Source organism: Pantoea sp. BJ2, from assembly GCF_040255075.1.
In the GTDB taxonomy this organism is placed as follows: Bacteria; Pseudomonadota; Gammaproteobacteria; order Enterobacterales; family Enterobacteriaceae; genus Pantoea; species Pantoea leporis.
Genome location: NZ_CP158292.1, coordinates 2,058,744 through 2,084,037, shown reverse-complemented (window position 1 = coordinate 2,084,037; position 25,294 = coordinate 2,058,744). Strand labels below are relative to the sequence as shown.

23 protein-coding genes are annotated in these 25,294 nt (G+C 56.1%); 12 read left to right on the top strand and 11 right to left on the bottom strand.

Translation table 11 applies throughout. The annotated features are described in order from the left end of the window. The first annotated feature begins 188 nt into the window (after positions 1 to 188). A complete protein-coding gene (locus tag AAF463_RS09615; protein WP_217546583.1) occupies positions 189 to 1,649 on the top strand; it encodes an MDR family MFS transporter in 1,461 nt (486 codons plus the stop codon). A 31-nt stretch (positions 1,650 to 1,680) separates the two neighbouring features. Here AAF463_RS09615 and AAF463_RS09610 read toward each other — a convergent pair whose 3' ends face one another. Together AAF463_RS09610 and AAF463_RS09605 are read right to left on the bottom strand one after the other, a co-directional pair. Continuing rightward, positions 1,681 to 1,977: a DUF1161 domain-containing protein gene (locus tag AAF463_RS09610; RefSeq protein WP_110866185.1), complete on the bottom strand. Its 297-nt coding sequence runs from the start codon at positions 1,975 to 1,977 to the stop codon at positions 1,681 to 1,683. Between the two features lie 52 nt (positions 1,978 to 2,029). Next, positions 2,030 to 2,365, bottom strand: a complete 336-nt coding sequence (locus tag AAF463_RS09605) for a DUF1283 family protein (protein ID WP_101764357.1) — start codon at positions 2,363 to 2,365, stop codon at positions 2,030 to 2,032. 130 nt (positions 2,366 to 2,495) lie between these two features. On the opposite strand from AAF463_RS09605, the gene AAF463_RS09600 reads away from it, so the two are divergent. Next, positions 2,496 to 2,825, top strand: a complete 330-nt coding sequence (locus AAF463_RS09600; protein WP_192233901.1) for a YnfA family protein — start codon at positions 2,496 to 2,498, stop codon at positions 2,823 to 2,825. 126 nt (positions 2,826 to 2,951) lie between these two features. On the opposite strand, the gene ydfG is transcribed toward AAF463_RS09600, so the two are convergent. Continuing rightward, positions 2,952 to 3,698, bottom strand: a complete 747-nt coding sequence (gene ydfG / locus AAF463_RS09595; RefSeq protein ID WP_350261960.1) for a bifunctional NADP-dependent 3-hydroxy acid dehydrogenase/3-hydroxypropionate dehydrogenase YdfG — start codon at positions 3,696 to 3,698, stop codon at positions 2,952 to 2,954. A 384-nt stretch (positions 3,699 to 4,082) separates the two neighbouring features. Between ydfG and guaD the strand changes: the two genes are divergently transcribed. From guaD to dcp, 5 genes are all read left to right on the top strand, one after another. Further along, complete coding sequence (gene guaD, locus AAF463_RS09590; RefSeq protein ID WP_350261959.1) at positions 4,083 to 5,411, top strand: guanine deaminase; 1,329 nt, start codon at positions 4,083 to 4,085, stop codon at positions 5,409 to 5,411. After that, positions 5,408 to 6,850 (top strand): xanthine dehydrogenase small subunit, encoded by a 1,443-nt coding sequence (gene xdhA, locus AAF463_RS09585; RefSeq protein ID WP_350261958.1) that lies wholly within the window; start codon positions 5,408 to 5,410, stop codon positions 6,848 to 6,850. Before guaD ends, xdhA begins: the two co-directional genes overlap by 4 nt. After that, positions 6,840 to 9,206, top strand: coding sequence for a xanthine dehydrogenase molybdopterin binding subunit (gene xdhB, locus AAF463_RS09580; RefSeq protein WP_350261957.1), 2,367 nt, complete (start codon positions 6,840 to 6,842; stop codon positions 9,204 to 9,206). The genes xdhA and xdhB overlap by 11 nt, the downstream gene beginning before the upstream one ends. After that, complete coding sequence (gene xdhC / locus AAF463_RS09575) at positions 9,193 to 9,975, top strand: xanthine dehydrogenase accessory protein XdhC (protein WP_350261956.1); 783 nt, start codon at positions 9,193 to 9,195, stop codon at positions 9,973 to 9,975. The genes xdhB and xdhC overlap by 14 nt, the downstream gene beginning before the upstream one ends. 72 nt (positions 9,976 to 10,047) lie before the next feature. Next, complete coding sequence (gene dcp / locus AAF463_RS09570; RefSeq protein WP_350261955.1) at positions 10,048 to 12,096, top strand: peptidyl-dipeptidase Dcp; 2,049 nt, start codon at positions 10,048 to 10,050, stop codon at positions 12,094 to 12,096. Positions 12,097 to 12,120: 24 nt separating this feature from the next. Here the strand turns inward: dcp and hpxO are convergent, their stop codons facing one another. Next, positions 12,121 to 13,278: an FAD-dependent urate hydroxylase HpxO gene (hpxO, locus tag AAF463_RS09565; RefSeq protein ID WP_110866178.1), complete on the bottom strand. Its 1,158-nt coding sequence runs from the start codon at positions 13,276 to 13,278 to the stop codon at positions 12,121 to 12,123. A 250-nt stretch (positions 13,279 to 13,528) separates the two neighbouring features. Here hpxO and AAF463_RS09560 point away from each other — a divergent pair, with 250 nt between their 5' ends. Then, on the top strand, positions 13,529 to 13,768 hold the full coding sequence (locus AAF463_RS09560; protein ID WP_101764365.1) for a hypothetical protein: 240 nt from the start codon (positions 13,529 to 13,531) through the stop codon (positions 13,766 to 13,768). A gap of 75 nt (positions 13,769 to 13,843) precedes the next feature. Then, a complete protein-coding gene (locus tag AAF463_RS09555) occupies positions 13,844 to 15,106 on the top strand; it encodes a phosphatase PAP2 family protein (RefSeq protein ID WP_350261954.1) in 1,263 nt (420 codons plus the stop codon). A 281-nt stretch (positions 15,107 to 15,387) separates the two neighbouring features. Here the strand turns inward: AAF463_RS09555 and AAF463_RS09550 are convergent, their stop codons facing one another. The 5 genes from AAF463_RS09550 to AAF463_RS09530 all read right to left on the bottom strand — a co-directional run bounded on the left by AAF463_RS09550 (position 15,388) and on the right by AAF463_RS09530 (position 20,610). Beyond that, positions 15,388 to 15,888: an RES family NAD+ phosphorylase gene (locus AAF463_RS09550; RefSeq protein ID WP_350261953.1), complete on the bottom strand. Its 501-nt coding sequence runs from the start codon at positions 15,886 to 15,888 to the stop codon at positions 15,388 to 15,390. Further along, on the bottom strand, positions 15,888 to 16,370 hold the full coding sequence (locus AAF463_RS09545; protein ID WP_154193487.1) for an antitoxin Xre/MbcA/ParS toxin-binding domain-containing protein: 483 nt from the start codon (positions 16,368 to 16,370) through the stop codon (positions 15,888 to 15,890). The genes AAF463_RS09550 and AAF463_RS09545 overlap by 1 nt, the downstream gene beginning before the upstream one ends. A 117-nt stretch (positions 16,371 to 16,487) precedes the next feature. Beyond that, complete coding sequence (locus AAF463_RS09540) at positions 16,488 to 17,972, bottom strand: FGGY-family carbohydrate kinase (protein WP_350261952.1); 1,485 nt, start codon at positions 17,970 to 17,972, stop codon at positions 16,488 to 16,490. A 60-nt stretch (positions 17,973 to 18,032) separates the two neighbouring features. Next, positions 18,033 to 18,872, bottom strand: coding sequence for an aldolase (locus AAF463_RS09535; protein ID WP_350261951.1), 840 nt, complete (start codon positions 18,870 to 18,872; stop codon positions 18,033 to 18,035). Continuing rightward, complete coding sequence (locus AAF463_RS09530) at positions 18,856 to 20,610, bottom strand: glycerol-3-phosphate dehydrogenase/oxidase (protein WP_350261950.1); 1,755 nt, start codon at positions 20,608 to 20,610, stop codon at positions 18,856 to 18,858. The genes AAF463_RS09535 and AAF463_RS09530 overlap by 17 nt, the downstream gene beginning before the upstream one ends. A gap of 268 nt (positions 20,611 to 20,878) precedes the next feature. Between AAF463_RS09530 and AAF463_RS09525 the strand changes: the two genes are divergently transcribed. From AAF463_RS09525 to AAF463_RS09515, 3 genes are all read left to right on the top strand, one after another. Continuing rightward, complete coding sequence (locus AAF463_RS09525) at positions 20,879 to 21,391, top strand: AAA family ATPase (protein ID WP_350261949.1); 513 nt, start codon at positions 20,879 to 20,881, stop codon at positions 21,389 to 21,391. A gap of 178 nt (positions 21,392 to 21,569) precedes the next feature. Further along, the gene (locus AAF463_RS09520; protein WP_192233879.1) at positions 21,570 to 22,832 is read left to right on the top strand and encodes a DUF1479 domain-containing protein; all 1,263 of its coding nucleotides are present in this window, start codon (positions 21,570 to 21,572) and stop codon (positions 22,830 to 22,832) included. A gap of 42 nt (positions 22,833 to 22,874) precedes the next feature. After that, positions 22,875 to 23,615: a DNA-binding transcriptional regulator YciT gene (locus tag AAF463_RS09515; protein WP_350261948.1), complete on the top strand. Its 741-nt coding sequence runs from the start codon at positions 22,875 to 22,877 to the stop codon at positions 23,613 to 23,615. Between the two features lie 13 nt (positions 23,616 to 23,628). Here AAF463_RS09515 and AAF463_RS09510 read toward each other — a convergent pair whose 3' ends face one another. Next, on the bottom strand, positions 23,629 to 24,876 hold the full coding sequence (locus AAF463_RS09510) for a type II toxin-antitoxin system HipA family toxin (protein WP_350261947.1): 1,248 nt from the start codon (positions 24,874 to 24,876) through the stop codon (positions 23,629 to 23,631). After that, entirely contained in the window at positions 24,866 to 25,213 is a 348-nt protein-coding gene (locus AAF463_RS09505) for a helix-turn-helix transcriptional regulator (RefSeq protein WP_192233872.1), read from the bottom strand. Before AAF463_RS09505 ends, AAF463_RS09510 begins: the two co-directional genes overlap by 11 nt. Positions 25,214 to 25,294: the final 81 nt, after the last annotated feature.

Here is a 25,294-nt window from a genome sequence, read left to right as displayed (position 1 = left end):
CTAGTTTTTGCGGCAAAATCAGACAGATAGAAATAATAAAAAACGCCATCTAACCCGCGTGGAATAAGGCATCATCCGACAATAAAAAATATTCATCGAAATAAGTGACGTCGTCACAGATAGGTCGCACGCAGAGGAAACTGGTCTGGCGAATTTTGAGCTAGCCTTGTTAGAAATTAAGGAGACGTATGACTGAAACTGCAGAATTGAACACGGAACATCGCCACTGGATTCTTATCGGCTGCATGCTCGCTATGTTTATGGCGGCGATTGAAGTCACCATCGTGGCCACCGCCATGCCGACCATTATTGCCGATCTTGGCGGCTTTTCGCAGTTTGGCTGGGTATTTTCAATCTATCTACTGACGCAAGCCGTCAGCGTGCCGCTGTATGGCCGACTGGCAGATATGTGGGGCCGCAAACGGCTATTGTTTATCGGTGTTTCGCTATTTTTACTGGGATCGATTCTGTGCGGATTTGCCCACAGCATGGCGTGGCTGATCCTGTTTCGCGCTTTTCAGGGGTTAGGTGCCGGGGCGATTATGCCGCTAACGTCCACCATTGTGGCGGACGTCTATTCGCCGCGCGAACGCGCCAACGTCCAGGGCTGGCTCTCCAGCGTCTGGGGCGTGGCGGCAATCATTGGTCCGCTGAGCGGCGCGTGGCTGGTGCAGCACTTTAGCTGGTCGGTGATTTTCTGGGTCAACGTGCCGATTGGCGCCATCGCCATACTGCTGCTGGCGCGTTTTCTTCCATCGCGCGAACAAAATCAGGCCACCACGCTCAATCTCACCGGCAGCTGCTGGCTGATGATCTGCGTAACGGCGTTGCTGGTCGCGCTGTTACAGGCAGAAGTGCTCGGTTTCTGGCTGGTGCCGTTCCTGCTGCTGGCGGTCATTGCTGCCTGGCGTTTAAAACAGCATGAACAGCGTGCTGATGCGCCGCTGTTCCCGCTGGAAATCTGGCGCAGCCGGCTTATCGTCGCTGGCAACATCGGCAACCTGATCATCGGTGCCAGTATGATGGGCATCAGCGCCTTTCTACCAACCTGGATTCAGGGCATCACCGGCGGCACGCCGCTGCAGGCCGGCAGCGCACTGGCGATGATGTCGATTGGCTGGCCGCTGGCCAGTACATTGAGCGGTAGGTTGATGCTTATCACCTCCTATCGCTTCACCGCGCAGTTGGGCGCGCTGCTGCTGATTGCGGGCAGCGCGTTGCTGCTGCTACTGCACAGCGACAGCTCAATCGTGCAGGCCGGATTCACCGCCTTTGTGATTGGCACCGGCATGGGCATGACCAGCACCACGTTTCTGGTATCGGTACAGAACCATGCGCATTACGATATTCGCGGCATTTGCACCGCCTCAATCATGTTCAGCCGCATGATCGGGTCGGCGATTGGTACCGCGTTATTGGGCGCGGTGCTGAACCTCAATTTGTCGCTGCGTCTGCCGCAGGCCGACGATCCGATGCAGAAAATCATGTCGCCTGAAAGCCGTCAGGCGCTGTCGGAGGCGACATTGCATGACTGGACCGGACAAATCGCCAGTTCTTTACATTGGGTGTTTGTAGTGTCGTTGCTGATTGCGCTGCTAACGTTGTGGGTGGCGTGGATAATGCCGCGGCAAAGGCCGGAAGTGGAGTAAAAGCAGGGCGGCCAGAGAGCCGCCCGAAAGTTTACTGCGCTGGCGTGTCCTGAGAGCTGCCCGCGCTGTCTGGCACAGTGCTGTCACCATCACGGCCATTTTTCTTGTAGACGATTTTCTGTGTGTCGTTCTCACAATGACCCACAACCTGGCCGCCGACCTGATCGGCTTGATCATTGGCCACGATATCCAGCGTGAAATCCGATTCGGCGACGCCGTTGTTAATGATTTTTTTGCTGATGTCCGCTTTGACGCTTTCACAAGAAGCTTGCGCCAATACCGGCAGCGACAACATCGCCATCAGCAGAACTGCATTACGTTTTTTCATCATTCACTCCTTTGGTCAGAAATCCTGTCAAAACTATAGCAGTGATAAACGATTAAGGTGCAATTGGACGTCCGGTGCGGCGGTCGAGGCAGCGCAGCGTATTCGGTTCCCAATAGGCGTTAACGTTGTAGCTCTTTTCGCAGGAATCGCGGGTATCAAAGGCTTTGTCCGCTTTATCGAACTCTTTCTCAACGCGCGTATTGACCTTATTACGCAGGTTTTTGGTATCGTTCCACTGCTCTTTGCTCTGGCGCGCGGCTTCATTACTGGAGGCGCTGCTGCCATCTTCAATAATCAGGCGATCGGTTTTGGCCGCAGCGATGGGCGCAGCCATTAACAGGCTCGACGTCACCACGGTAGCCAGCAGGGCGGAAAACAGTTTTTTCATCGTCATTTCCTTCAGTTAACACCAGCACAGCCGGGATCGCGGCTGTAACAACCATGGCCGCTAGTATATCATCGCTGCTTCTTTGCTCACCAGCGGTGAGCGCTTTGTTTAGCTTAGCGAGAGATTTTCTATGCTGGTCAAAACCGCCTTGCTGTTTTTTATCACTGCGATAGCGGAAATTGTTGGCTGTTTCCTGCCGTGGCTATGGTTGAAGAAGGGCATGACTGCGTGGCTGCTGGTGCCAGCCGCGGCAAGTCTGGCGCTATTTGTCTGGTTGTTGACGTTGCATCCCGCCGCGAGCGGGCGCGTTTATGCGGCCTATGGCGGCGTATATGTGCTGACGGCGCTAATCTGGCTGCGCGTGGTGGATGGCGTAAAACTGAGTACGTGGGATTGGGTCGGCGCGCTGGTCGCCTTGAGCGGCATGTTGATTATCGTAACCGGTTGGGGCCGCGCGTAATCATCGGCCACACCGGCGTGCGAGATCAGGGGAAACATCCCGATGCGGTCGTCGCGGCAAAAGCCGCCGGAGCGCCTCACAGGATGGTCGCCCCGGGTATTTCGATCAAACAGCGTGTAACCGCGATTAACCTTTATGCACCTTCAGTCCCGCGGTGGTTTGCGTCACCGGCATAATCTCCAGCGTATTGATGTTGACGTGCTTCGGCAGCGTCGTCACCCAATACACCGCTTCGGTGACATCTTCCGCCGTCAGCGCGGTGGTGCCTTCATAAACCTGGCCCGCTTTATCGTCATCGCCCTTAAAGCGCACGTTTGAGAACTCGGTTCCGCCCACCAAACCTGGCTCGATATCGGTCACGCGCAGCGCGGTGCCGTGCAGGTCGGTACGCAGATTCAGGCTGAACTGGCGCACGAACGCTTTGGTCGCGCCATACACGTTGCCACCCAAATAAGGCCAGCTACCGGCAATCGAACCGATATTCACGATATGACCAACATTGCGCTCAACCATTGCAGGCAGCACCGCACGCGTCATATACACCAAACCTTTATTGTTGGTGTCGATCATATTTTCCCAGTCTTCGATATTGGCTTTGTGCGCCGGTTCCACACCCAACGCCAGGCCAGCATTATTAACCAGCACATCAATATTGCGCCATTCAGCGGGCAGGGAGGCGATCGCTTCATCGATGGCGGCGCGATTACGCACGTCCAGCTGAACGGTATACAGATTGTCGCCCAACTCAACTTTCAGCTCTTTTAAACGCTCAGCGCGACGTCCGCTGGCGATCACTTTGTGACCTGTAGCAATGAAGCGGCGGGTGATACTTTGACCAAAACCAGCAGTTGCGCCAGTAACAAAAATAATCATCTCACTGTTCCTTAAACGATTTCAGGTTATCAGCCACACCTTAGCATTAACCTCGAACCCATGCTCATGAAAACCCAAAGCAGCGTGTTGCAGGATTTTTCCTGCACATTACGAGTGCAATGGCGCACCACAAAGACGCATCCCAACAGGCGATAATCACGCCATGCGCAGTAAAACTCGCCGCAATGTTAAATCGCAACCGTTTGCGATAGCAGGCAACCGGTTGCGCATACGTTTGCTCGTCAAGCTTGACACAAAAACGCATCGGAACAACCTATTATATTGAAAGTAAACAGTATTTTTTGTTCTTTGCATTGGCATGCGCTTTGCAAACTATCTTTAAGGCAATCACCTGCACTCATAAAAAAGCACCAAGGAACCATTATGCCTTACGCACCCGAAACGCTGCTGCGCGCCAGCTTCTTTGATTTCACCGCTCTGGCCGCGCAGCCAGACGACATCGCTGCCAATGCGCGCTATCTCGAAGATGGCTTGTTAACGCTGCGTGACGGCAAAGTGGTCAGCCTCGAAAGCTGGCAAATCGCGGAAGGGCGCGTTGATCCCACGCGCGTCACCGATCTGCGCGGCAAACTGATCGTGCCCGGCTTTATCGATACCCATATTCATTACCCGCAAACCGAGATGATCGGCGCCTTTGGCGAACAGCTGCTGGAGTGGCTCAACCAATATACCTTCCCGGTGGAGAGCCAATATCACTGTCCCGATCACGCGGCAAAAATGTCGGCGTTCTTCCTGCACCAGCTGCTGTCGAACGGCACCACCACCGCGCTGGTGTTCGGCACCGTGCATAAGCAGTCGGTCGACTCGCTGTTCAGCGCCGCGCAGCAGCTGGATATGCGACTGATCGCGGGCAAAGTGATGATGGATCGCAACGCGCCGGAATACCTGACCGAAACGCCGGAAGAGAGTTATCAGCACTCGCGTGAACTGATTGAGCGCTGGCATCAGCGCGGTCGCCTGAGCTATGCGCTCACGCCGCGCTTTGCTCCGACCTCGTCGCCGGAATTACTGGATACAGTGCGCCAGCTGCGCGAGGAGTTTCCTGATGTCTGGATGCACACGCACCTAAGTGAAAACCAGCAGGAGATCGCTTGGGTAAAAGCATTATTCCCGGAGCGCGCAGGTTATCTCGATGTTTATCATCATCACCAACTTACCGGCAAACGCAGCGTGTTCGCGCACTGCCTGCATCTGGAAGATCAAGAGTGGCAATGCCTGCATGACACCGATTCATCAATTGCCTTCTGCCCGACCTCAAACCTGTTCCTCGGCAGCGGATTATTCAACATCAAACGCTGCTGGCAGCAGGGCGTGCGCATGGGCATTGGCACCGACGTGGGCGCAGGCACCACCTTTAATCTGCTGCAAACGCTGGGCGAAGCCTACAAAGTCGGCCAGCTACAGCAATACAAACTCAGCGCTTGCGAAGCGTTTTATCACGCCACCTTAGGCGGCGCGCACGCGCTCGACCTGGATGACGTTATCGGCAACTTCAATCCCGGCAAAGAGGCCGATTTCGTGGTACTCGATGCGGCGGTGTCGCCGCTGCAGAAGCTGCGCAATGCCAACAGCAAAGACATCTGGGAGCGGCTGTTTGTAATGATGACGCTTGGCGACGACCGCAACATCGCGCAAACCTGGGTGAGCGGCAAGCCGGTTTGGCAACGCGAAAGTGAGGAACAAATCGCATGATCCAGTTCTTACTCAACGATCGTTTAATCACCGAACGTGAGCTTGATCCTAATCTCACCGTGCTTAACTACCTGCGCGGCCAGCAGCAGCGTCGCGGCACCAAAGAGGGCTGCGCGTCTGGCGATTGCGGTGCCTGCACCGTCACACTCGGTAAAGTGGTGGATGGACAGATGCAGTATCAGGCGGTGAATAGCTGTTTAACGCTGGTCAGCAGCCTGCAAGGCAAGCAACTGATTACCGTGGAAGATCTCAAACAGGGCCGCGAACTGCACAGCGTGCAGCAAGCGATGGTGGATTGCCACGGCTCGCAATGCGGCTACTGCACGCCGGGTTTCGTGATGTCGCTGTTTACTCTGCAGAAAAACAGCGCTGGCTGGGATCGACATCAGGCGGAACAGGCGCTGGCGGGTAATTTATGTCGTTGCACCGGCTATCGTCCGATCATGGATGCGGCGCAGCAGGCGTGTGAACAACCTGATGCAGATGCCTTCAGCGCCAATGCACCCGCACTAGTACAGCGTTTACAGGCGCTCAGCAACGATGAAGTACAGATCATCGAAGCCGCGGGCAGCCGCTGCTATCTGCCGAAAACAGTAGCGCAACTCGCCGAGCTCTATCAGCAATATCCTGAAGCCCGTCTGGTGGCTGGCGGTACCGATCTGACGCTGCAAATCACTCAGCAATATCAGCGCTTGCCGCTGCTGATCGCGCTGGAGCAGGTCGATGAGTTGAAGGTCTGCCACGAAGATGAAATGAATCTTTATCTCGGTGCTGCCGCCTCATTGCAGCATTGCTATCAGTTTTTAGCACAGCACATTCCAGCCTTTAGCAGCATGCTGGAGCGTTTTGCCTCATTGCAAATTCGTAATCAGGGCACGCTCGGCGGCAACATTGGTAACGCATCGCCGATTGGTGATTGCGCGCCGATGCTGCTGGCACTGAATGCGCATCTGGTTTTGCAGCAGGGCGACAAGCAGCGAGAAGTCCCGCTCGATCAATTCTTTACCGCCTATCGCCAAACGGTCTTGCTGCCGGGTGAATTCATTCGCAGCATCACCATCGCCAAAGTGACGGTGTCACCCAACTTTGCGGCGTGGAAAGTGGCTAAACGGCTGGATGATGATATTTCCGCGGTTTTCGCCGCTATCAATCTGCACATCGCGGAAGGGGTAATTGTGGAAGCGCGGCTCGCCTTTGGGGGTATGGCCGCCACGCCAAAACGCGCGCTGGCGGCTGAAGCACAACTGCTGGGCCAGCCGCTGCATCTCAGCGCCATCGAAAAAGCCTGCGCCGCGCTGAGTGTGGATTTCCAGCCGCTAAGCGACTTCCGCGCCAGCGCCGATTATCGCCTGCAGGTGGCGCGCAATCTGTTGCGCCGCTACTACGCACAAGCGTCTGGCGAGCTGACCATTACTGAGGTATCGCGCTATGTCTCATAACCGTCCGGAACTGAACGAAACGCTGCTGAAAGCCCAGTTTGCCACCGACATGCAAACGGGCGTCGGGCGCAGCAATAAACATGAAAGTGCCGACAAGCATGTCTCCGGTGAAGCGCTGTATATCGACGACAAGCCGGATCTGCCGGGATTGCTGCATCTCTGTCCGCGTCTGAGCGAGCATGCGCATGCGCGCATCACCAAACTGGATGTGCAGCCATGTTACGCGGTGCCGGGCGTAGTCAGCGTGCTGACGTGGCGCGATGTGCCGGGCCTCAACGATGTCGGTCCGCTCGAACCGGGCGATCCGCTGCTGGCGCAGGACACAATCGAATATTTCGGTCAAATCGTCATTGCCGTCGCCGCTGATTCACCAGAAGCGGCGCGTGCCGGCGCCGCAGCGGCGATCGTTGAGTACGAAGCGCTACCGGCGGTGCTCGACGTGCGTGAAGCGCTGGAACAGCGTTTCTTTGTGCAGCAGCCGCACATTCACCAACGCGGTGATGCTGACGCTGCGCTGGCGCGGGCGTCACGCCGTATTCAGGGCGAATTTCACATCGGCGGTCAGGAACATTTCTATCTGGAAACCCAGACGGCGCTGGTGATCCCCGGCGAAGATGACAGCTTGCAGGTGTTCTCTTCGACGCAAAACCCCACCGAAGTGCAGAAACTGGTGGCGGAAGTGATGGGCATCACCATGAACAAAGTCACCATTGATATGCGGCGCATGGGCGGTGGCTTTGGCGGCAAAGAGACGCAGGCGGCGGGCGTGGCGTGTTTGTGTGCCATCGCCGCGCGTCAGCTGCGAAAACCGGTAAAAATGCGTCTGGCGCGCCGCGACGATATGCAGATCACCGGCAAACGCCATCCGTTTTTTGTCCGCTACGATGTCGGCGTCGATGACAATGGTCGCTTCTGCGGCGTGAAGATCGATCTGGCCGGCAACTGCGGTTATTCACTCGATCTCAGCGGATCGATTGTCGATCGTGCGATGTTCCACGCCGATAACGCGTATTACCTCGGCGATGCACTGATTACCGGCTATCGCTGCCGCACACATACCGCCTCGAACACCGCGTACCGTGGCTTCGGCGGGCCGCAAGGCATGGTGGCGATTGAGCAGATCATGGATCACGTCGCGCGCGAAGTGGGAATAGATCCGCTCGAACTACGCAAACGTAACTATTACGGCAAAACCGATCGCAACATCACCCATTACCACCAGCAGGTGGAAGACAATCTGCTGGATGAGATGACGGAGCAATTGGAAACCAGCAGCGAATACGCCGCGCGGCGTCGTGACATCAGCGCATTTAACGCCAGCAACCGTTTTATGAAACGCGGACTGGCGCTGACGCCGGTGAAATTCGGCATCTCTTTTACCTCCAGCTTCCTCAATCAGGCCGGCGCGCTGATTTTGATTTACACCGATGGCACGGTGCAGCTCAATCACGGCGGCACCGAAATGGGCCAGGGCTTAAACACCAAAGTGGCGCAGATTGTGGCGGAAGTGCTGCAGATTGATATCAGCCAGATTCAGGTGACCGCCACCGATACCGGCAAAGTGCCCAACACCTCGCCAACCGCAGCGTCCAGCGGGGCCGATCTCAACGGCAAAGCGGCGCAAAATGCCGCACAAATCCTGCGCGATCGCCTTACCGAGATGCTGTGTCAGCAACATCAATGCGCGGCAGACGCGGTGCATTTCAGCAACGGAATCGTGCGAGTCGGCGAGAAACACTTCACCTTCGCCCAGGTTGCACAGCAAGCGTGGCTTAATCAGGTGCCGCTGTCGGCTACCGGTTTCTACAAAGTGCCGGGCATCCATTACGATCGCGCCGCCGGACGCGGCAAACCGTTCTATTACTTCTCGTACGGCGCGGCCTGCTGTGAAGTGCTGGTGGATACGCTGACCGGCGAATACCGTTTGCTGCGCGCCGACATTTTGCATGACGTGGGCGCGTCGCTGAATCCGGCGATTGATATCGGCCAGGTTGAGGGCGGTTTTGTGCAGGGCATGGGCTGGCTCACCTGCGAAGAACTGGTGTGGAACGACAAGGGCAAATTGCTCACCGATGGCCCGGCCAGCTACAAAATCCCGGCGATCAGCGATGTACCCAGTGATTTGCGCGTCACGCTGGTTGAGAACCGCAAAAACCCGCAGGACACGGTGTTCCACTCCAAAGCCGTCGGCGAACCGCCGTTCATGTTGGGCATCGCCGTGTGGTGCGCGCTACAGGATGCGGTTGCCAGCGTTGATAACTATCGTCGCCATCCGCAGCTGGACGCACCCGCCACGCCGGAGCGGGTATTCTGGGGGATTCAGCGCTTATCGGGAGCGGAACATGATTTATCATGACTGGATCGGCGTATTGCACAGCCTGCGGGAAAAACGCGAAAGCTGTGTACTGATTACCGTGCTCAGCGAGCGGGGCTCCGTGCCGCGCGATCGCGGTAGCAAGATGGTGGTCAGCGCCAGCGACACTTTTCTCACCATTGGCGGCGGCCATCTCGAATATCAATGCATTGCTCAGGCGCGAGAGATGCTGCAGCAGCGCTGCACTCAACCGCGCAGTGAAGAGTTTGCGCTGGCTGCACGTCTCGGCCAATGCTGCGGTGGTCACGCCACTTTGCTGTTTGAACCGCTGATGCAGCAGCAGCCGGAAATCCAGGTGTACGGTGCAGGTCATGTTGGCCAGGCGCTGGTGAATCTGCTTGCCACTTTGCCGTGCCGCATCACGTGGATTGATAGCCGCGCCGCGCAGTTTCGCGCCGTGCCGCCCGGCGTGACGGTGCGTCAGGTTGAGGATCCGATTGATTGCGTGCAGGAAGCCGCACCCGACAGCTATTTTGTGGTGATGACGCACGATCATCCACTCGATCTGGCGCTCAGCGAAGCGATCTTGCGCCGGGGCGATTTTCGCTATGCCGGTGTGATTGGTTCTGCCACTAAAGCCCAGCGCTTTCGCTATCGCTTAGAGGGCAAAGGCATTGCGGCAGATTCCCTCGCACGTTTGCGCTGCCCGATTGGTTTGGCGGATGTGAAGGGCAAGTTACCGGCGGAAATTGCCGTCGCGGTGGCGGGTGAAATCATCAGCGTCTATCAGCAGCAGGCGATAAGTTGTTGAGTGACGAGGAAACTGCCAGGATAGAACCATCCCGCCGCCACCGTGCGGCGTTGCTGATTATCAGGAGCGATAATGAATTCACGAGCCAATCCGTTTTTCACCGCCAGCACCTTGCCGTATCAAACCCCGCCATTTGACCAGATTCAGGAAGAGGATTTTCTGCCGGCGCTGGAGGCGGGGATTGAAGAGAAACGGCGCGAAGTGGCGGCGATCGCCAGCAATCCTGACGCGCCAACCTTCGCCAACACCTTTGAGGCGCTGGAGCGTAGCGGCCAGTTGCTGAAGCGCGTGAATCTGGTGTTTGGTGCCATGACTTCCGCCAACACCAGCGATCGCCTGCAGGAAATCGATGAACTGATTACCCCGCAACTCACCGCGCTCAATGATGAAATCTACCTGAACAGCCAACTATTTGCTCGCCTCGATACCGTTTACCAGCATCGCGGCTCGCAGTGCCCGGATGCCGAAGCGATGCGGCTTGCGGAAGTCACCTGGCAGCATTTCCAGCTGGCCGGTGCCAGCCTGAGCGACGCGGATAAAACCCAGCTGCGCGCCTGCAATCAGGAGCTGGCGAGCCTCAGCACCCGCTTCGGTAATAAGTTGCTGGCGGCCACCAAAGCCGGTGCTTATGTGGTGAGCAATGTTGCGGCGCTGGCCGGATTAAGCGAGGAAGAGTTGGCGCATGCCAAAGCGGCGGCCGAAGCACGCGGCTTGCACGGCGAATGGCTGATTGCACTGCAAAACACCACGCAGCAACCGGCGCTGCAGGCGCTGGAAGTGCGCGCCACGCGTGAAGCGCTGTTCCAGCAGGCGCTAACACGCAGCGAGCAGGGCGATGATAACGACACGCGCGACATCGTGTTACGCATGGCGCAACTGCGCGCGCAGCAGGCGAGTTTGCTCGGTTTCAAAACCTATGCCGAATGGAGCATGCAGGATCAGATGGCGAAAACGCCGGAGGCGGCTTTTGCCTTTATGCGCAATATTGTCCCTGCCGCGCGGGCTCGCGCTGAACGCGAAGCCGCCGACATTCAGCAGGCCATTGAAGCCGCGCATCACCGTTTTCCGCTGCGCGCCTGGGACTGGAGTTTTTATGCCGAGCAGGTGCGTAAAGCCCAATACGCGCTGGATGAGAGCCAAATCCGCCCGTACTTTGAGCTGAATAACGTGCTGGAAAAAGGTGTGTTCTGGTCGGCCAGCCAGCTTTTTGGCATTCGCTTTAGCCAGCGCCACGATCTGCCGGTTTATCATCCGGACGTTAACGTTTACGAGATTTTCGATGCCGACGACACGCCGCTGGCGCTGTTCTACACCGATTTCTTTAAGCGTGATAACAAAAGCGGCGGCGCGTGGATGAGTAATTTCGTCGACCAAACCACGCTGCTCGGCACCAAACCGGTAATCTACAACGTGTGCAACTACACCAAGCCGCAGGCAGGCCAGTCGGCGCTGCTGAGCTGGGATGAAGTGATCACGCTGTTCCACGAGTTTGGTCATGCGCTGCACGGTTTGTTCGCCACGCAACGCTATCCGAGCTTGTCGGGTACCGCCACGCCGCGCGACTTTGTCGAGTTCCCGTCGCAGATTAATGAGCATTGGGCCAGCAACGAAGCGGCATTTGCCAACTATGCGCGCCATTACAAAACCGGAGAGGCGATGCCGGCTGAGCTGCGTGACAAGATGGTGCGCGCCGCGAAGTTCAACAAAGGTTACGACATGACCGAACTGCTGGCCGCCGCGCTGCTGGATCTGCAGTGGCATTCACTGACCACGCACGACAATCCGCAGGACGTCAGCCACTTCGAGCTGCAGGCGCTGGCCGCCGAAAACATTGCGCTGCCGACGGTTCCGCCCCGTTATCGCTCCAGCTATTTCCGCCATATCTGGGGCGGCGGCTATGCAGCCGGTTATTACGCCTATATCTGGACGCAGATGCTCGCCGATGATGGCTATCAAGCCTTTGTTGAACGCGGTGGATTAACACGTGAAAACGGTCAGCAGTTCCGCGAACATATTCTGTCACGCGGTAACAGCACCGATTTGCAGCATCTGTGGCTGGCGTGGCGCGGCAAAGAGCCGGAGATCGGCCCAATGCTGAAAAATCGTGGATTAGAGTCGTAGAACCGCCATTGATGGCGACCTGGTTCAACCCAGCGGACCGCCTTCAATGGTATCGCACATGCCGGCCAGCACGCGCTCGCCGGTTTCGTTTTTCAAATCTGCATACCACGCCGCCGTCACTTCCGCGTCTTTAGCGTGGGTCACATCGCAGCGCTTACGGGCTTTCAACACCAAATCTTTGGTGCGATCCACACGACGGGCTTCATAGCGCAACAACGCATCCTCAATCCCTAAAGAGTGTGACGCCAGCGTCTGCGCCAGCACCACCGCATCTTCCATCGCCGCACAACCGCCTTGCCCGATATCCGGCGTGGTGCTGTGTGCGGCATCACCCAGCAACGCCACGCGACCTTTAACAAAACGGCTAAACGGTTCGATGTCGTGGATTTCCACACGGTTGGTGGTTTCCGGATTGAGGCGTTCAATCAGACGCTGCACCGGTTCGGCCCAGCCGCTGAAGTAGCCTTTGAGATCGTTTTTCAACGTTGCGCGATCTTCCGGCAAGCCTTTTGGCAGCGGAACATCAAAGAAGAAGTAGAAGCGGTTATCGCTGACCGGCATCAGCGACACGCGTTTGCCTTCGCCGACAAAAGTGGTCCATTGATCGGCGGGCGCAATCGCTTCATCAATTGTCACCAGGCCGTTCCAGTTGACGTAACCGGCGTAACGACGTTCCACGCTTTCACCCAGCACATAGTGGCGGATCACCGAGTGCGTACCATCGGCGGCAATCAGAAAATCACCTTCGGCCTGGCTACCGTCATCAAACCAGGCGGTGACGCCATGCTCGGTTTGCTCAACCTGCGTGACGCGTTTACCAAAGCTAATGCGCGAACGTCCGTAGGTATCGATCAGCATCGCCTGCAATTCGGCGCGCGCCACCGGATAGGGATATTCCCCCACCTGCTGCACCAGCGGTTTCATGCTGAAGCGGGTGAGCGTGCTGCCGCTGTGCGCATCGTTGTAGGCCATAAACGCCATGTTGCCGCCCAGTGCGCGCAGCGGCTCTTTCATGCCCAACGCGTTGAGACATTTCACGCCGTTGGGCCAGATAGAGATCGCCGCACCCACCGGCTTCATCTCTTTCACTGCTTCAAACACCGCGGTGTCAAAACCCGCTTTCTCCAGCGCAATCGCAGCACTCATACCGCCAATGCCCGCGCCAATCACAATCGCTTTCATATCCGTCTCCTTTGCTATGCATTGAAGACTGCAACTTTTGTACCAGGTTGGAAGATTAGCCGAATAGCGGCTAACTCATTGATTTAAAATCATCGAAGCAGCATCTGATCTTGCCGCTCTGCACTATAGTGGCGCACACCCATGCACTGCAGCAGAGCAACTTCTGCGAAAGAGTGAATCGATTGTTTCAGCATGGTAATTGGCACCGCAGCAGCCATACTCATTACACCCGTTCTGCGAGGACTCAATCATGAAATGGATAATGGCTTTTACCTTGCTGTTCAGCGCCAGCGTGCTGGCACAACCGCAATGGCAGCCGGAGCGAAAAGCACCGGTGGTGCAGCTGACGCCGATTGCCGCGAAGTGCGATGTTTCAGCCTGTCAGCAAAACTGCTATGTGCAGCAATCACAGTGTAAAAATGACAATAACGGCGGCTGCGGCTCGCTGGCACAAATTTGCGTACAAAACTGTGCCAGTCAGTGTCGTTAAATGAAATAAATCTGTCATAACCGAGTGCTAGCGTGTTTCCCCGGCAAGGTAATATTTTGATTACAGGGGAAAATAATGAAAACCCGCTTCACACTGATTGCAACGGTTATTCTGCTGGCACAGCAAGCACATGCGGTTTCACTGCCCGATGCGGCCGCATTGGCAGGCTTAACCTCTACCGGTTCCACCTCCGCTTATAGCGATCTCGAGCAGCAATCGCTACAGGCTGAACGTCAGGCGCTGCAAGGTGACAGCAGCACGTTGACGCGCGAGCAACTGGAAAAAGCCAAACAGACCGCGAAACAGGCAGACACGCAGTGGCTGAAAAACAGCGGCTACGATTTCAAAATGAAAGAGAACCAGCAGGCCGGAATTGCGCTGCTTTCAGGCTTTAGCACGTTGCCCGCTAGCGTGCTTGATGCCAGTCAAGCCACCGTTACCCACATCAATCTGAACGCCACGCTAAATGTGCGTCATCAGGCTCTGGCCGATGCAGAAGCCATCAGCTATCTCTATTTCCTCTCCGATGCGCTTGGTCCGCGCCTTGGCAAAGCCTTCCTCGCCGCTTACGACAAAGGTGAGATAGGTAAGGCCGCCGCGCTAATTAAAGCCAGTGAAGTCAGCACCAGCGCGGCGAAAAAGCACTTTAACTATCCGCGGCCGTTCCTGCGTGAAGGCAACAGCATCCATCTGGTGCCGGACGATGTAGCGGTGAAGGATAACGTGCGTTACACCGCCGACGGCGGCTCTTTCCCGAGTGGTCACACCAACACCGGTTATACCGATGCTTTGTTGCTGGCCGAAATGGTGCCGGAACGTTTTGAAGCATTGGTGACGCGCGGCGCACGCTACGGTTATTCGCGTTTAGTGTTGGGCGTGCATTACCCGCTGGATGTGATGGGTTCGCGCATGGTGGCGCAGCGCAACGTGGCGAATTATCTCAACGATGCGCGCTATCAGGCACTGTTTAGCGAAGCGCGTAATCAGTTGCGTGCCGCGCTGGAAAAAGAGTGCGGCACGTCGCTGGCAGAGTGTGCGCGCAGCAATGGCAAGGACGATCCGTATCGCTCACCGGCGATGAAGCAGTTCTATCGTTTCACTATGAGTTACAACCTGCCGAGAGCCAATGTGCAGAACGCGCCTGTCAAAGTCCCGCAGGGCGCGGAGATCCTGCTAAAAACCGCGTTGCCGCAGCTGTCTGATGCGCAGATTCGTAGCCTGATGGTGAAAAGCGCGCTGCCAAACGGCTATCCGCTGTCTGGCAATGATGCAGATCAGTCATTCTGGCAACGTGTGGATTTAACGGCGGCGTATGCTTTAGCGAAACCGGCGCGTTGATATTTTGCTTTAAATTCGGTGCGGGCGCAGACACATCTGCTGCGTCACGGGCCGTCCTCGCGCCGCTAGCGCGGTGCCTTCGGCTTCTACGTTGTGCCAACGGACCGTTCGGGGATCGGCCGTCCTGGCCGGCCCCGAACTGCCTCACGCATCCATGCGTGAGGCCCCTGGCCCAACGTAAAATCCTCAGCGCTGTGGATAGCCCTTTTGCCGCAGCAGACGCGCCAGCGCCTTTAGCAAATGTGTCCTTTTCAACAACTCGCACTGAAGCAATACCCTCGTCACGCTTTAATTCGGCGATCAAGCGCGAAGGGCGATGACGTGGCTTGTGCCAGAAGGGCCGCAGCGGCGGGGTGGTCGGGATTGAGAATGGCGTTGTCTTCGCCGGTCAAAATGCTGGGTACCGTTAATAGCAAAGGAAAGCCGCCTTGCACATCGAGGAATGCGGCGCCAATCGCCTGTGTCTCTTCTTGCTGCTGATACTTTTGCCAATCGTCGGGCAGTTTATTGCTGTCCAGCGCCATGATTTCGCTCTCAGGAATCGGCAGAGTAAAAATCACAAAGCGACTTTTCTCCAGCATCGCTTTACCGGCATGCACCACCAGTTCCAGCGTGGCGAGCGCCTTTGAACTGCTGAGGTAAACCGTCTTAATACCGGGCGGATTCCAGCGTCCGCCCCATTTTTCAGCGCCAGCGCCGCTAAATGCCTCGCTGGCGTACTCTTCTTTCACGAGTCGATAAAACAGCCGATAGGGAGCATCCGGTTCCTTCCGTTGCGTCATTACACAATTACTCCGTGTTCCAGGCGACCAATCAGCGTTAACACCGCATCACAACCCGCAGGCGTGCTCAGCATCTCCATCGGCAATGCATCATCCAGTGCCAACGCAGGTTGATACATCCAGTGCATGGCAGCGTCAACGTCACCGGCAAATAATTGCAATACGGCATCCAGAATTTCGAACACCTGATACACGCGCGCACCTTGCTCCACCGAAAGTTGCGATCCGGCTTTCTCGCGGCGGCGATAGGTATTGCGATCGATAGACACCATCTGGGCCACATCCAGCGGCGTTGCTTTCAGCACCGTGGCCGCGCGTTCAACGATGCCGACATCCAGACCTTCGGTGATCAACTGGTGCGCTTTCAGCGGATTACGCGGTAAGCCCATTTGATCCATAAACGATTGCTGAGCGTGCTGGATCAGCGTGGGATCGAAGACGCGTGCGGCATTGCCGTGATTGAATGGGGATGCAGTTGTCATAACAACCTCCTGAACAATGTTCATTTGAACATTTTGATAGCTCAAGTGTACATCACTGCGCAGGGGTTGTCATTTTTTATACGATCTTAAAACTAATGCATTGTTAATAAACAATAATCAACTGGCTTGCTGCCACATCTCGCGCATCGCCAGCTCCAGCTTTTTAAACACCCGATAACGTACGTCGTGAAACGCAACGCGCTCTGGTCGCGGCAACAATTTGCCGGGATTGATCTGCACCGCCTGCTTCGCGGCCTCGGCAAGATTGCGCCATGCGCCGACGCCCACACCGGCACACAAGGCGGCGCCCAGCGCGCCGGTCTCTTTGCACTCCGCCACGCGAATCGGTATGCCTAACACGTCAGCAAACATCTGCGGCCAGATGCAACTGCGCGCCGCGCCGCCCGACAAAATGGCCTGCGTAAAAGGGATGCCTGCCGCACGCAAGCGATCAATATGCGCCCGATGGGCAAAGGTCACGCCTTCAAACAGCGCAAACAGCATATCGGCGCGCGTATGCCAGCCGCCTAAGCCATAAAACCCGGCCTTGGCCGGTTCCGATTTGCGTCCGGAATAAAGATAAGGATGATAGAGCGGTAGCTGGGCATTGGGTTGCACGTGCGCCACGCTATCGCTGCTGCGCGCGGCGCCCTGACCGCCGCGACCATCGTCGAATTCGCGCAGGAACCAGTCGAGATTCGCCGCCGAGGTGGCGCTGGCCTCAATCGCCATATAACGGTCGGACTCAATAATGGAGTTCATAAATACCGGGCGCAGATAATCGGGTTTATCTACCACTACCTGATTGATGCTCCACGTACCGGCGACAATTGAGGCTTCACCGCTGTTCACCACGCCTGAACCCACGGCGCTGGCCACCACATCAAATATGCCCGCCACCACCGGAATGCCCGCCGGTAATCCGGTGAGCTGAGCAGCCCGGTCCGTGACATGGCCAACCACCTCGCAGGATTCATGCAGTGCGGGCAGCAGGGCGAGCGCGTCTTCGATGTCGTACAGCGCCATCAATTCACGGCTGTAGCTGCGCGCACGATAATCAATTAAGCCGGCACCGGCGGCATCTGAAAAATCAGCGCTAATCGCACCGCTGAGAAAATGGGCGATAACGTCTTTCGCTAGCAATAAATGTCCGATTTGCGCCCAGCGCTCGGGTTGATGTTGCTTAATCCAGCTGATCAATACCGGCGTTGCCGCAGGCCAGGGTTTTTGCAGCGAAATCTGGTAGATGCGCTTATCCGCGCCGCTCATTTCCAGCGCATGCACCTTGTCACAAGCTCGATGATCGATAGATTGAATACCAAACAGTGGCTGCTGATGCTTATCCAGCGCGTACAAACCGTTGCCGTGACCGGCCGCGCCAACCGCAATTACATCGCTGGCGGGCGTCTCCGCCTGCTGCAGACAACGGCTCACCGCATCGCTGACGCCATGCCAGATATCCGCCACCGGCCGTTCGGCGTAGCCTTCCTGCGGACGATGGGTTTCTCCCGCGCACTCGGCCACCGACAATACGCGACCGCTGAGATCAAACAGCACCGCTTTGATCATGGTGTTTCCGGCATCAATACCAACTATCTTCATATCCGACTCCGTGCAACTGGCGAAGACGGCGCACCGCTTAAGCGCCGGTGCAGGTAAGGCTTAACCCTGCTGATAGATTTCCAGGGCGTCCGCGCCGCTGGCGCCCTGATGAATAATCGCCATCAGCGCTTTCACCACGCGTGACGGATTATCGTGTTGATAAACATTGCGGCCATACACCATACCGCTGGCACCTTGCGCCATCAGCGCAGCACTTTTCGTCAGCACGCCAGCCAGTTCACCTTTGCCGCCGCCGCGCACCAGCGTGGGACAGCGCGCCGCTTCCACCACGCGATGAAAATCCTCCACGTTCTCAGTGGGATCGGCTTTGATGATATCGGCACCTAACTCACGCGCCAGCCGCACCAGCGGCACAATTTTCTCGACATCGCCGAGTGAGCCGTAAGCCGCGCCTTGTCCGGCGGGGGCCATCACAAGCGGCTCAATCATCAGCGGCATGGCGTAGCGATCGCAAGCCTGGCGCAAGCGGCCAATATTTTCGACGCACATGCGGAAAATGCCCGGTTCATCCGGGATCAGATAGAGGTTTACAACCACTGCGGCGGCGTCCATCTGCAATGCGGCAAGAATCGGTTCATCCGGATTGTGCAGCACCGCCCACATTTCCCGATGACGCGCCGCGTTGTAGGCATTGCCCACATCGGTGCGCAACACCAGCGCCGGTTTACGTCCCGCCACACGCTGCAGCAGATCGGCCTGACCGTAGTTGACCTGAATCGCATCCGGCTGCGCGGCGATCAGGTTATCCATCACGCCCTCAATATTCTCCAGTCCGATGAGAAAATCGGGCTCGTTGGCGATACCGTGATCAATGGCGACATCCAGACATTTACCGTGCTGAAACAGACGCTGCATGCGCACTTTATTGGTTACTAACATGTCGTGTTTCCTCCTGAAAAACCGTGGGGTAAAGGCCGGTAAGCCCGTGCAACCGTGCCAAATTGGCGCAACCGCGCTGCAGCTGCTGCGTGCGTTCGCTATCACTCCAGCCCAGCGTCGCGGCCATGATCTGCGCGATCTCCTGCACCAGCGGCGCGCTAAGTTCACCGCAAATCGCCAGCGAGGTGCGGCGCACCAGCAAATCCTCCAGCTGACAAACCTGCTCGTGCTCAATCAGATACCGCAATTCGACATCGCTGTAGGCGGCGTGATGCTGCAACATTTGCTCGCCGTGCTGCTGGATCAGCGCCAGCAGCGGCAGGGCGCGGCTGCCGTAACGTTTGGCGAGTTGCATTACGCGCGGCAGCGGCACGCCATAACGCTGCGCCAGTTGCGCCAGCCACGCGGTTTGTCCTGAAGGTTTGGGGAAATCACGTCCGCCGCCAATCGGCACATCACCGCTGGAGACCTGGCGTTTTTCGCCGAGCAGCCGCAGCACGCGATCCGCCGCCTCTTCACCAAACTGGCGGAAAGTGGTCCATTTGCCGCCGACTAAACAGAGCGTGCTCCAGGCGCGATTAGCGTCAGCCGGCAACACCACTAACGAGTGATTACGCGAGATTTGGCCGTTGAGTTTGGCCTCGCTGGCGGGCAGCGGACGCACGCCGCAGAAGGTGTAAACGATGGCGGAATCCGCCACCTCGATATGTGGGAAGACGAAGCGCAGTGACTCCAGGATATAACTCTTTTCCTCCTCTTCGCACACCACTGCATCGGGATCGTCCACGCGGATATCGGTGGAACCCACCAGCACCTTGCCAAACCACGGAAACATGATGCAGACGCGGCCTTCCTGGTTTTCGAAATAGACCATTTCGCCATCCAGCATCTGCAGCAATTCGGGATGGTCGAGGATCAGATGCGATCCTTTGGTGCCGCCAATCAGCTTGGGCAGATCGTTGCGTGAAGAGATGCGTTGGTTGAGCTGATCGATCCAGGCACCACCGGCATTCACCAGCACATGCGGTTGCAGGCTAAATCGCTCACCGCTCAACGCATCCTGCAAAATAACCGTTTCGCCCTCGGCGCTGACCAGCTGCAGATAATTGAGCGCCAGCGCCTCTGGACAGGCTTTTTCGGCATCATCAATCAGCTCAAATCCCAGCCGTTCCGGCGCGCTGATCCACGCATCGTAATAGCTGGCGCTGTATTTCACCCAGGGCGCGAATCCCGGCCAGCGGTCACGCGTGGCGGCTTCATTGCGCACCTGATGCTTCGGCATGGATCCATATTGGCGGGTGTAAATGTCATACAGGCTAAGCCCGGTTTTGATCAGCAACGCCCCGCGCCGCGTCGGTTTATCGCTCAGGCGTAGAAAACGGCGGGTAGCATTCACTAAACCGCCAGCGAGATTATCGATCGGCACCGTGGTGCGTAGGGGGAAAACATAGTGCGAAGCATTTCTCAGCAGGCGATCGCGCTCGGTGACCGACTCTTTGACCAGCGAAAATTCACCGGTTTCCAGATACCGCAAACCGCCGTGAATCATGCGCGACAGCGCACCGCTGGCGGCCTGACACCAGTCGCCTTTTTCCACCAGAATCGCCGGAATGCCCTGCAGCGCCAGCTCACGAAAAGTGCTGATGCCGTTGATGCCGCCGCCGACAATCAACACCGGTGTCGATGAACGCAGGCGCAGGGCGCTCAGGCGTTGTTCGCGGGTTTTAATGTTATCCATGAGATGCTCCAGTTCCAGTACGCCAGGATGAGATCGTAGTCGCTGGAGCCGCGCTGAAGGACGAAAGGTGAACGAATTGTTAATGGAAGGATTGAGAGTTGAGAGGTCGGTCACTTAACTCGTCTCTGAGAAACTGACAAATCTGTGTTAAGCGATGGCATTACTCGCTTTCAGAAGGAGAAGCGGGAAATAAGAGATTAAGGGCTGGCAACTTGAATTGCGTGAAGTTAACTTCACTCATCTTTATTTCATTTCAAGGAGATGGTTGATGCTTATCACGTTTAGTGGATTACCCGGCACCGGCAAAAGCACCATTGCGCGCTTATTAGCGCAGCAGATCGGCGCGGTGTATTTACGCGTCGATACTATCGAACAGGCGTTGCGATCGGGTGAAGAGAGCGAGAAAGCGATCGGGCCGGAAGGGTATTTTGTCATCTACGGATTGGCACGCGACAATTTGCTGCTCGGTTCCACCGTTATTACCGACTCGGTTAACGACCTGCAACTGATCCGCAACGCTTATCGCGATATCGCCTTGTTGAGCGGTGCGCCGCTGCTGGAAGTCGAAGTAATCTGTTCCGATCATAACAAACATCGCTTTCGCGTCGAAAATCGCGCTTCCGATATTAAAGGTTTGAAGCTGCCGGATTGGCAGGCAGTTGAACAGCGCGAATATCAAGCCTGGGAGCGCGATCATGTGCAGCTTGATAGCGCCTTACTCTCGGCGCAGCAGTCGGTGGATGCCATTCTGCAAGCGCTGCCTAAAACGTCACAATCCTGATCTTTCAGTGGTGGCGTAAAACGCGCCGCCACTTTCACCTGACACCCATTCTTCGATCTTAATGTGATCAACCTCCGGATTCGGCGGTTGCATTATTGTTTATTGCTGCGCATTTGTTATGAATGAAGTGTACTTTAGTTTCGAATGAAACGAGCAAGTTAACGAATCGGAGCATGTCATGAATCATACTTTCACTTCATTGCAACAACCTGATGATTTCAAACATAACGTTCGCCTGATGAAAAGGGTGTTAAGAGAGCAGATCGGCGATGTCGAAGGTCTGTTTGAACAAGTCAGAAGCAAAATCGTCAGCGAAATTGCCGCTGCTCGCGCGGAAGAGGCGCAAAATGGCAGCGCGTGGCCGCAGGTGAGTCAGCAGGATATTGCGGCGGGACGTATCACCGATGAGGTGAAGGATCATATTCGTCGACGCGGTTGTGTAGTGGTGAAGCAGACATTCCCGCGCGATCAGGCGCTGGCCTGGGATGAATCAATGCTCAAATACCTCGATGACAATGATTTCGACAACGTCTACCAAGGGCCGGGCGATAACTTCTTCGGCAATCTTGATGCGTCACGTCCGGAAATCTATCCGATTTACTGGAGCGATGCGCAGATGTCCGCGCGCCAGAGCGAGGCAATGGCCCAGACGCAATCTTTCCTCAATCGCTTGTGGACGTTTGAGTCGCGCGGCTCGCGCTGGTTTGATCCTGACGTCAGCATCATTTATCCCGATCGTATTCGTCGCCGCTTGCCGGGCACCACCTCCAAAGGTCTTGGCGCGCACACTGATTCAGGCGCATTGGAGCGTTGGTTACTGCCGGCGTATCAACAGGTGTTCAGCAAAATTTTCACCAACCAGTTTGATCAATACGATCCCTGGGATGCGGCGCATCGCACTGAAGTGAATGAGTATCAATCGGGGACTACCACCAAGTGCTCGGTATTCCGTACCTTCCAGGGCTGGACCGCGCTGTCGGATATGCAGATTGGTCAGGGCTTGCTGCATGTGGTGCCGGTGCCGGAAGCGATGGCCTATTTGTTACTGCGTCCGTTGTTGAAAGATGTACCGGAAGATGAGCTTTGCGGCGTTGCGCCGGGCAAAGTGCTGCCGGTTTCAGCGCAGTGGCATCCGGAACTGATTGAGGGCTTGTGTTCGATTCCCGCGCTGCAGGCGGGCGATTCGGTTTGGTGGCATTGTGATGTGATCCACTCGGTCGCGCCGGTAGAGGATCAGCAAGGCTGGGGCAATGTAATGTACATTCCCGCCGCACCGCTGTGTGAGAAAAATGCCGCCTACGCTACCAAAGTGGCGCAGGCGCTGGCCAGCGGTGCGTCGCCTGGCGATTTCCCGCAGGAGGATTATGAAACGCAGTGGCGCGATCGCTTCACCCTCGACGCGCTGAATGCCAATGGTCGCCGCAGTCTGGGATTGGGCTAAATTTCTGGTAAGCTTGACAAAAATTTCACAGCAGCGGGTGTTATGAACGCACGTCATCAGCAGATTATCCAATTGGTCAGCGAGCGCGGCAGCGTCAGCGTAAATGAGCTGGCGCACACCACCGGCGTCTCAGAAGTGACGGTGCGTCAGGATCTCAATCTTCTGGAGAAAGGCGGCTTTCTGCGCCGCGTGCACGGTTCCGCCGTGGCGCCAGAAAGTGATGATGTTGGCGCGCGTATGCAAACCCGCTTCGCGGTGAAGAAGCGTCTGGCCGAGTACGCGGCGTCGCTGGTGAACAGCGGTGAAACGGTGTTTATCGAAGGCGGCAGTACTAACGCTTTGCTGGCGCGTGAACTGAGTGAACGCAACGATATCACCATCATTACCGTGAGCCATTACATCGCCGGATTGCTGCGCGAAAAGGGCGGCGATGTGATCATCCTTGGCGGCCTGTTCCAGAAAAGCAGTGAATCGGTGGTGGGGCCGCTAACGCGTCTGTGTATTCAGCACCTCAATTTCCATAAGGCGTTTATCGGCATTGATGGCTGGGATGCGATCACCGGCTTTACCGGTCGCGATATGCTGCGCTGTGACGTGGTCAACGCCATCATGGAAAAACCTACACACACCATCGCGCTGACGGATTCCTCAAAGTTTGGCCAGATTCATCCGTTTGCGCTGGCACCGCTTCAGCCGTTTAACCAACTGATCACCGATGCCGAACTGGAGGCGAGCTATCAAAAAGCGCTGCGTGAGAAGGGCGTGGAAGTGAGTTTGGTCTAGCTCACGCAATCAGCTATTCAAGTGAAAAAGGATTGATGAACTGCCTGTGCCACAAGCTTTCCCGATCCACCTTGCTCAAATCGGCTTCATCACAAACATGATGCCAATAGGTTTCAATCGACGTTTTTAACAGCATGAAATGCGCATGCGCGTCAGCGCGACTCAAAGCAAAGTGATGAGCGGCATCCAGGCAGCTGCTTAAGCGACTAAGATTATTGTTGCCACTAATTAGCATCGCCTGTGAGGCTTCGTTGCCAGCACGACCTTGCGGGCAGATATCATAAGCAGGCGTAAGACTGAAGCTTTTACCATCCCAAAAGGCGGCATGATTGCGGGCATGGTCATCGGTGTTGCCGCTGAGAATATTGAAGCAAAGCCGTTTATACAGCTCTAGCAAAGTCTCTTTGGGCGAGGCAAAACGTTGACGAATAATTTCAGCGAGTGTTTCGTAGCTGGCATAGCGCGCCAGCATATCGTCGAGTTCAAATAGGGTCAGCGCCGAAAGCATCACTTTTCGCGTCCATCCATCGGCTTTATGTTCGCGGTCAAAGCGCTCAATCATGATCACATCGCGTCCGGCGGCTTTGACTAGCTTCACCGGAGCGACATGCAATCCTGCCAACTGCGCCAACCGCATCGCCAGGAATTCGCCTTTCACCACGTTCCAGATATCCGCACTGGCAGAAAATTTCGCGATGTATTTTTTTCCCTCGGCCTCGATCAGCGCTTTTGGCCGCGCGCCACCGATCGACGTCCCATGGAAAAGCGCCTGATCCAGTTCGGGTGTTAGCGGCACGCCTTTTTCAACCCGATCAGCCGACTCCAGTAATTCAGGAAGGGTGACATTCGCAGTTGAGCGCGGAATGTATTCCGTTGCCGAGTGCTGGAAATCCAGGGCACCAATGCGATCTGAACCGGACTCAATGAGATACGTCAGCTCATCGAGTATTCCGGTATCGACGTTGGCGCCTTTCCGTCCCATTCGACGGTTGATAATGACCCGGCGTCCCCAGGCATCAGGTGCGCTGTCACGGATACAGCCCGCAATGTTTAACCCATTCAGCGGCGGAATAACGCCAGTCCGCAGTGGAAGTTCATTGGGATTGAGCGGAATGCGGTTTTCTCGCTGCAGATAACTACGACCATAGTTGAAAAGCAGCGTACCGCCTTCAGCCTCAAGCCTGCCCGCCACCACTGGTGATGTTTCACCAGGCAGCCATATCCATACGTAAGCGTCTCTAAAACGCGCTTCAGAAGTCATCCTTCACCTTCCTGCTACTCTTTTTTTTACTGGTGTGTTTGGGTAACAGCTTGAGCTTTTCTTCAACACGATTTCGATGACTGACCAATGATGGCAAACTCACCTCTGCATCAAACAGGGGAATGCCCAATATGGCCGCAATCTCGAAATAACTGCCAATCTGACATTTCACGTCGCCTTGCTCAATGCGATGTAAAGTCCCACGCGAAATACCGGCTCTTTCTGCTAACTCGGATACTGGAATTTGCTTCTCGATACGTTCAGCACGAATCAAGGAAGCTAATAGGGCAATCGCTTCCTGAGCATAGCGTGAGGTGGGTGAAGTGAAAGAAGCCATGATTTGTTCCATACAGGGTACCAATAAACGTTATATGTACTATATATGGAACATCATAGCCTGGTGTGAAGGGTTTTATCA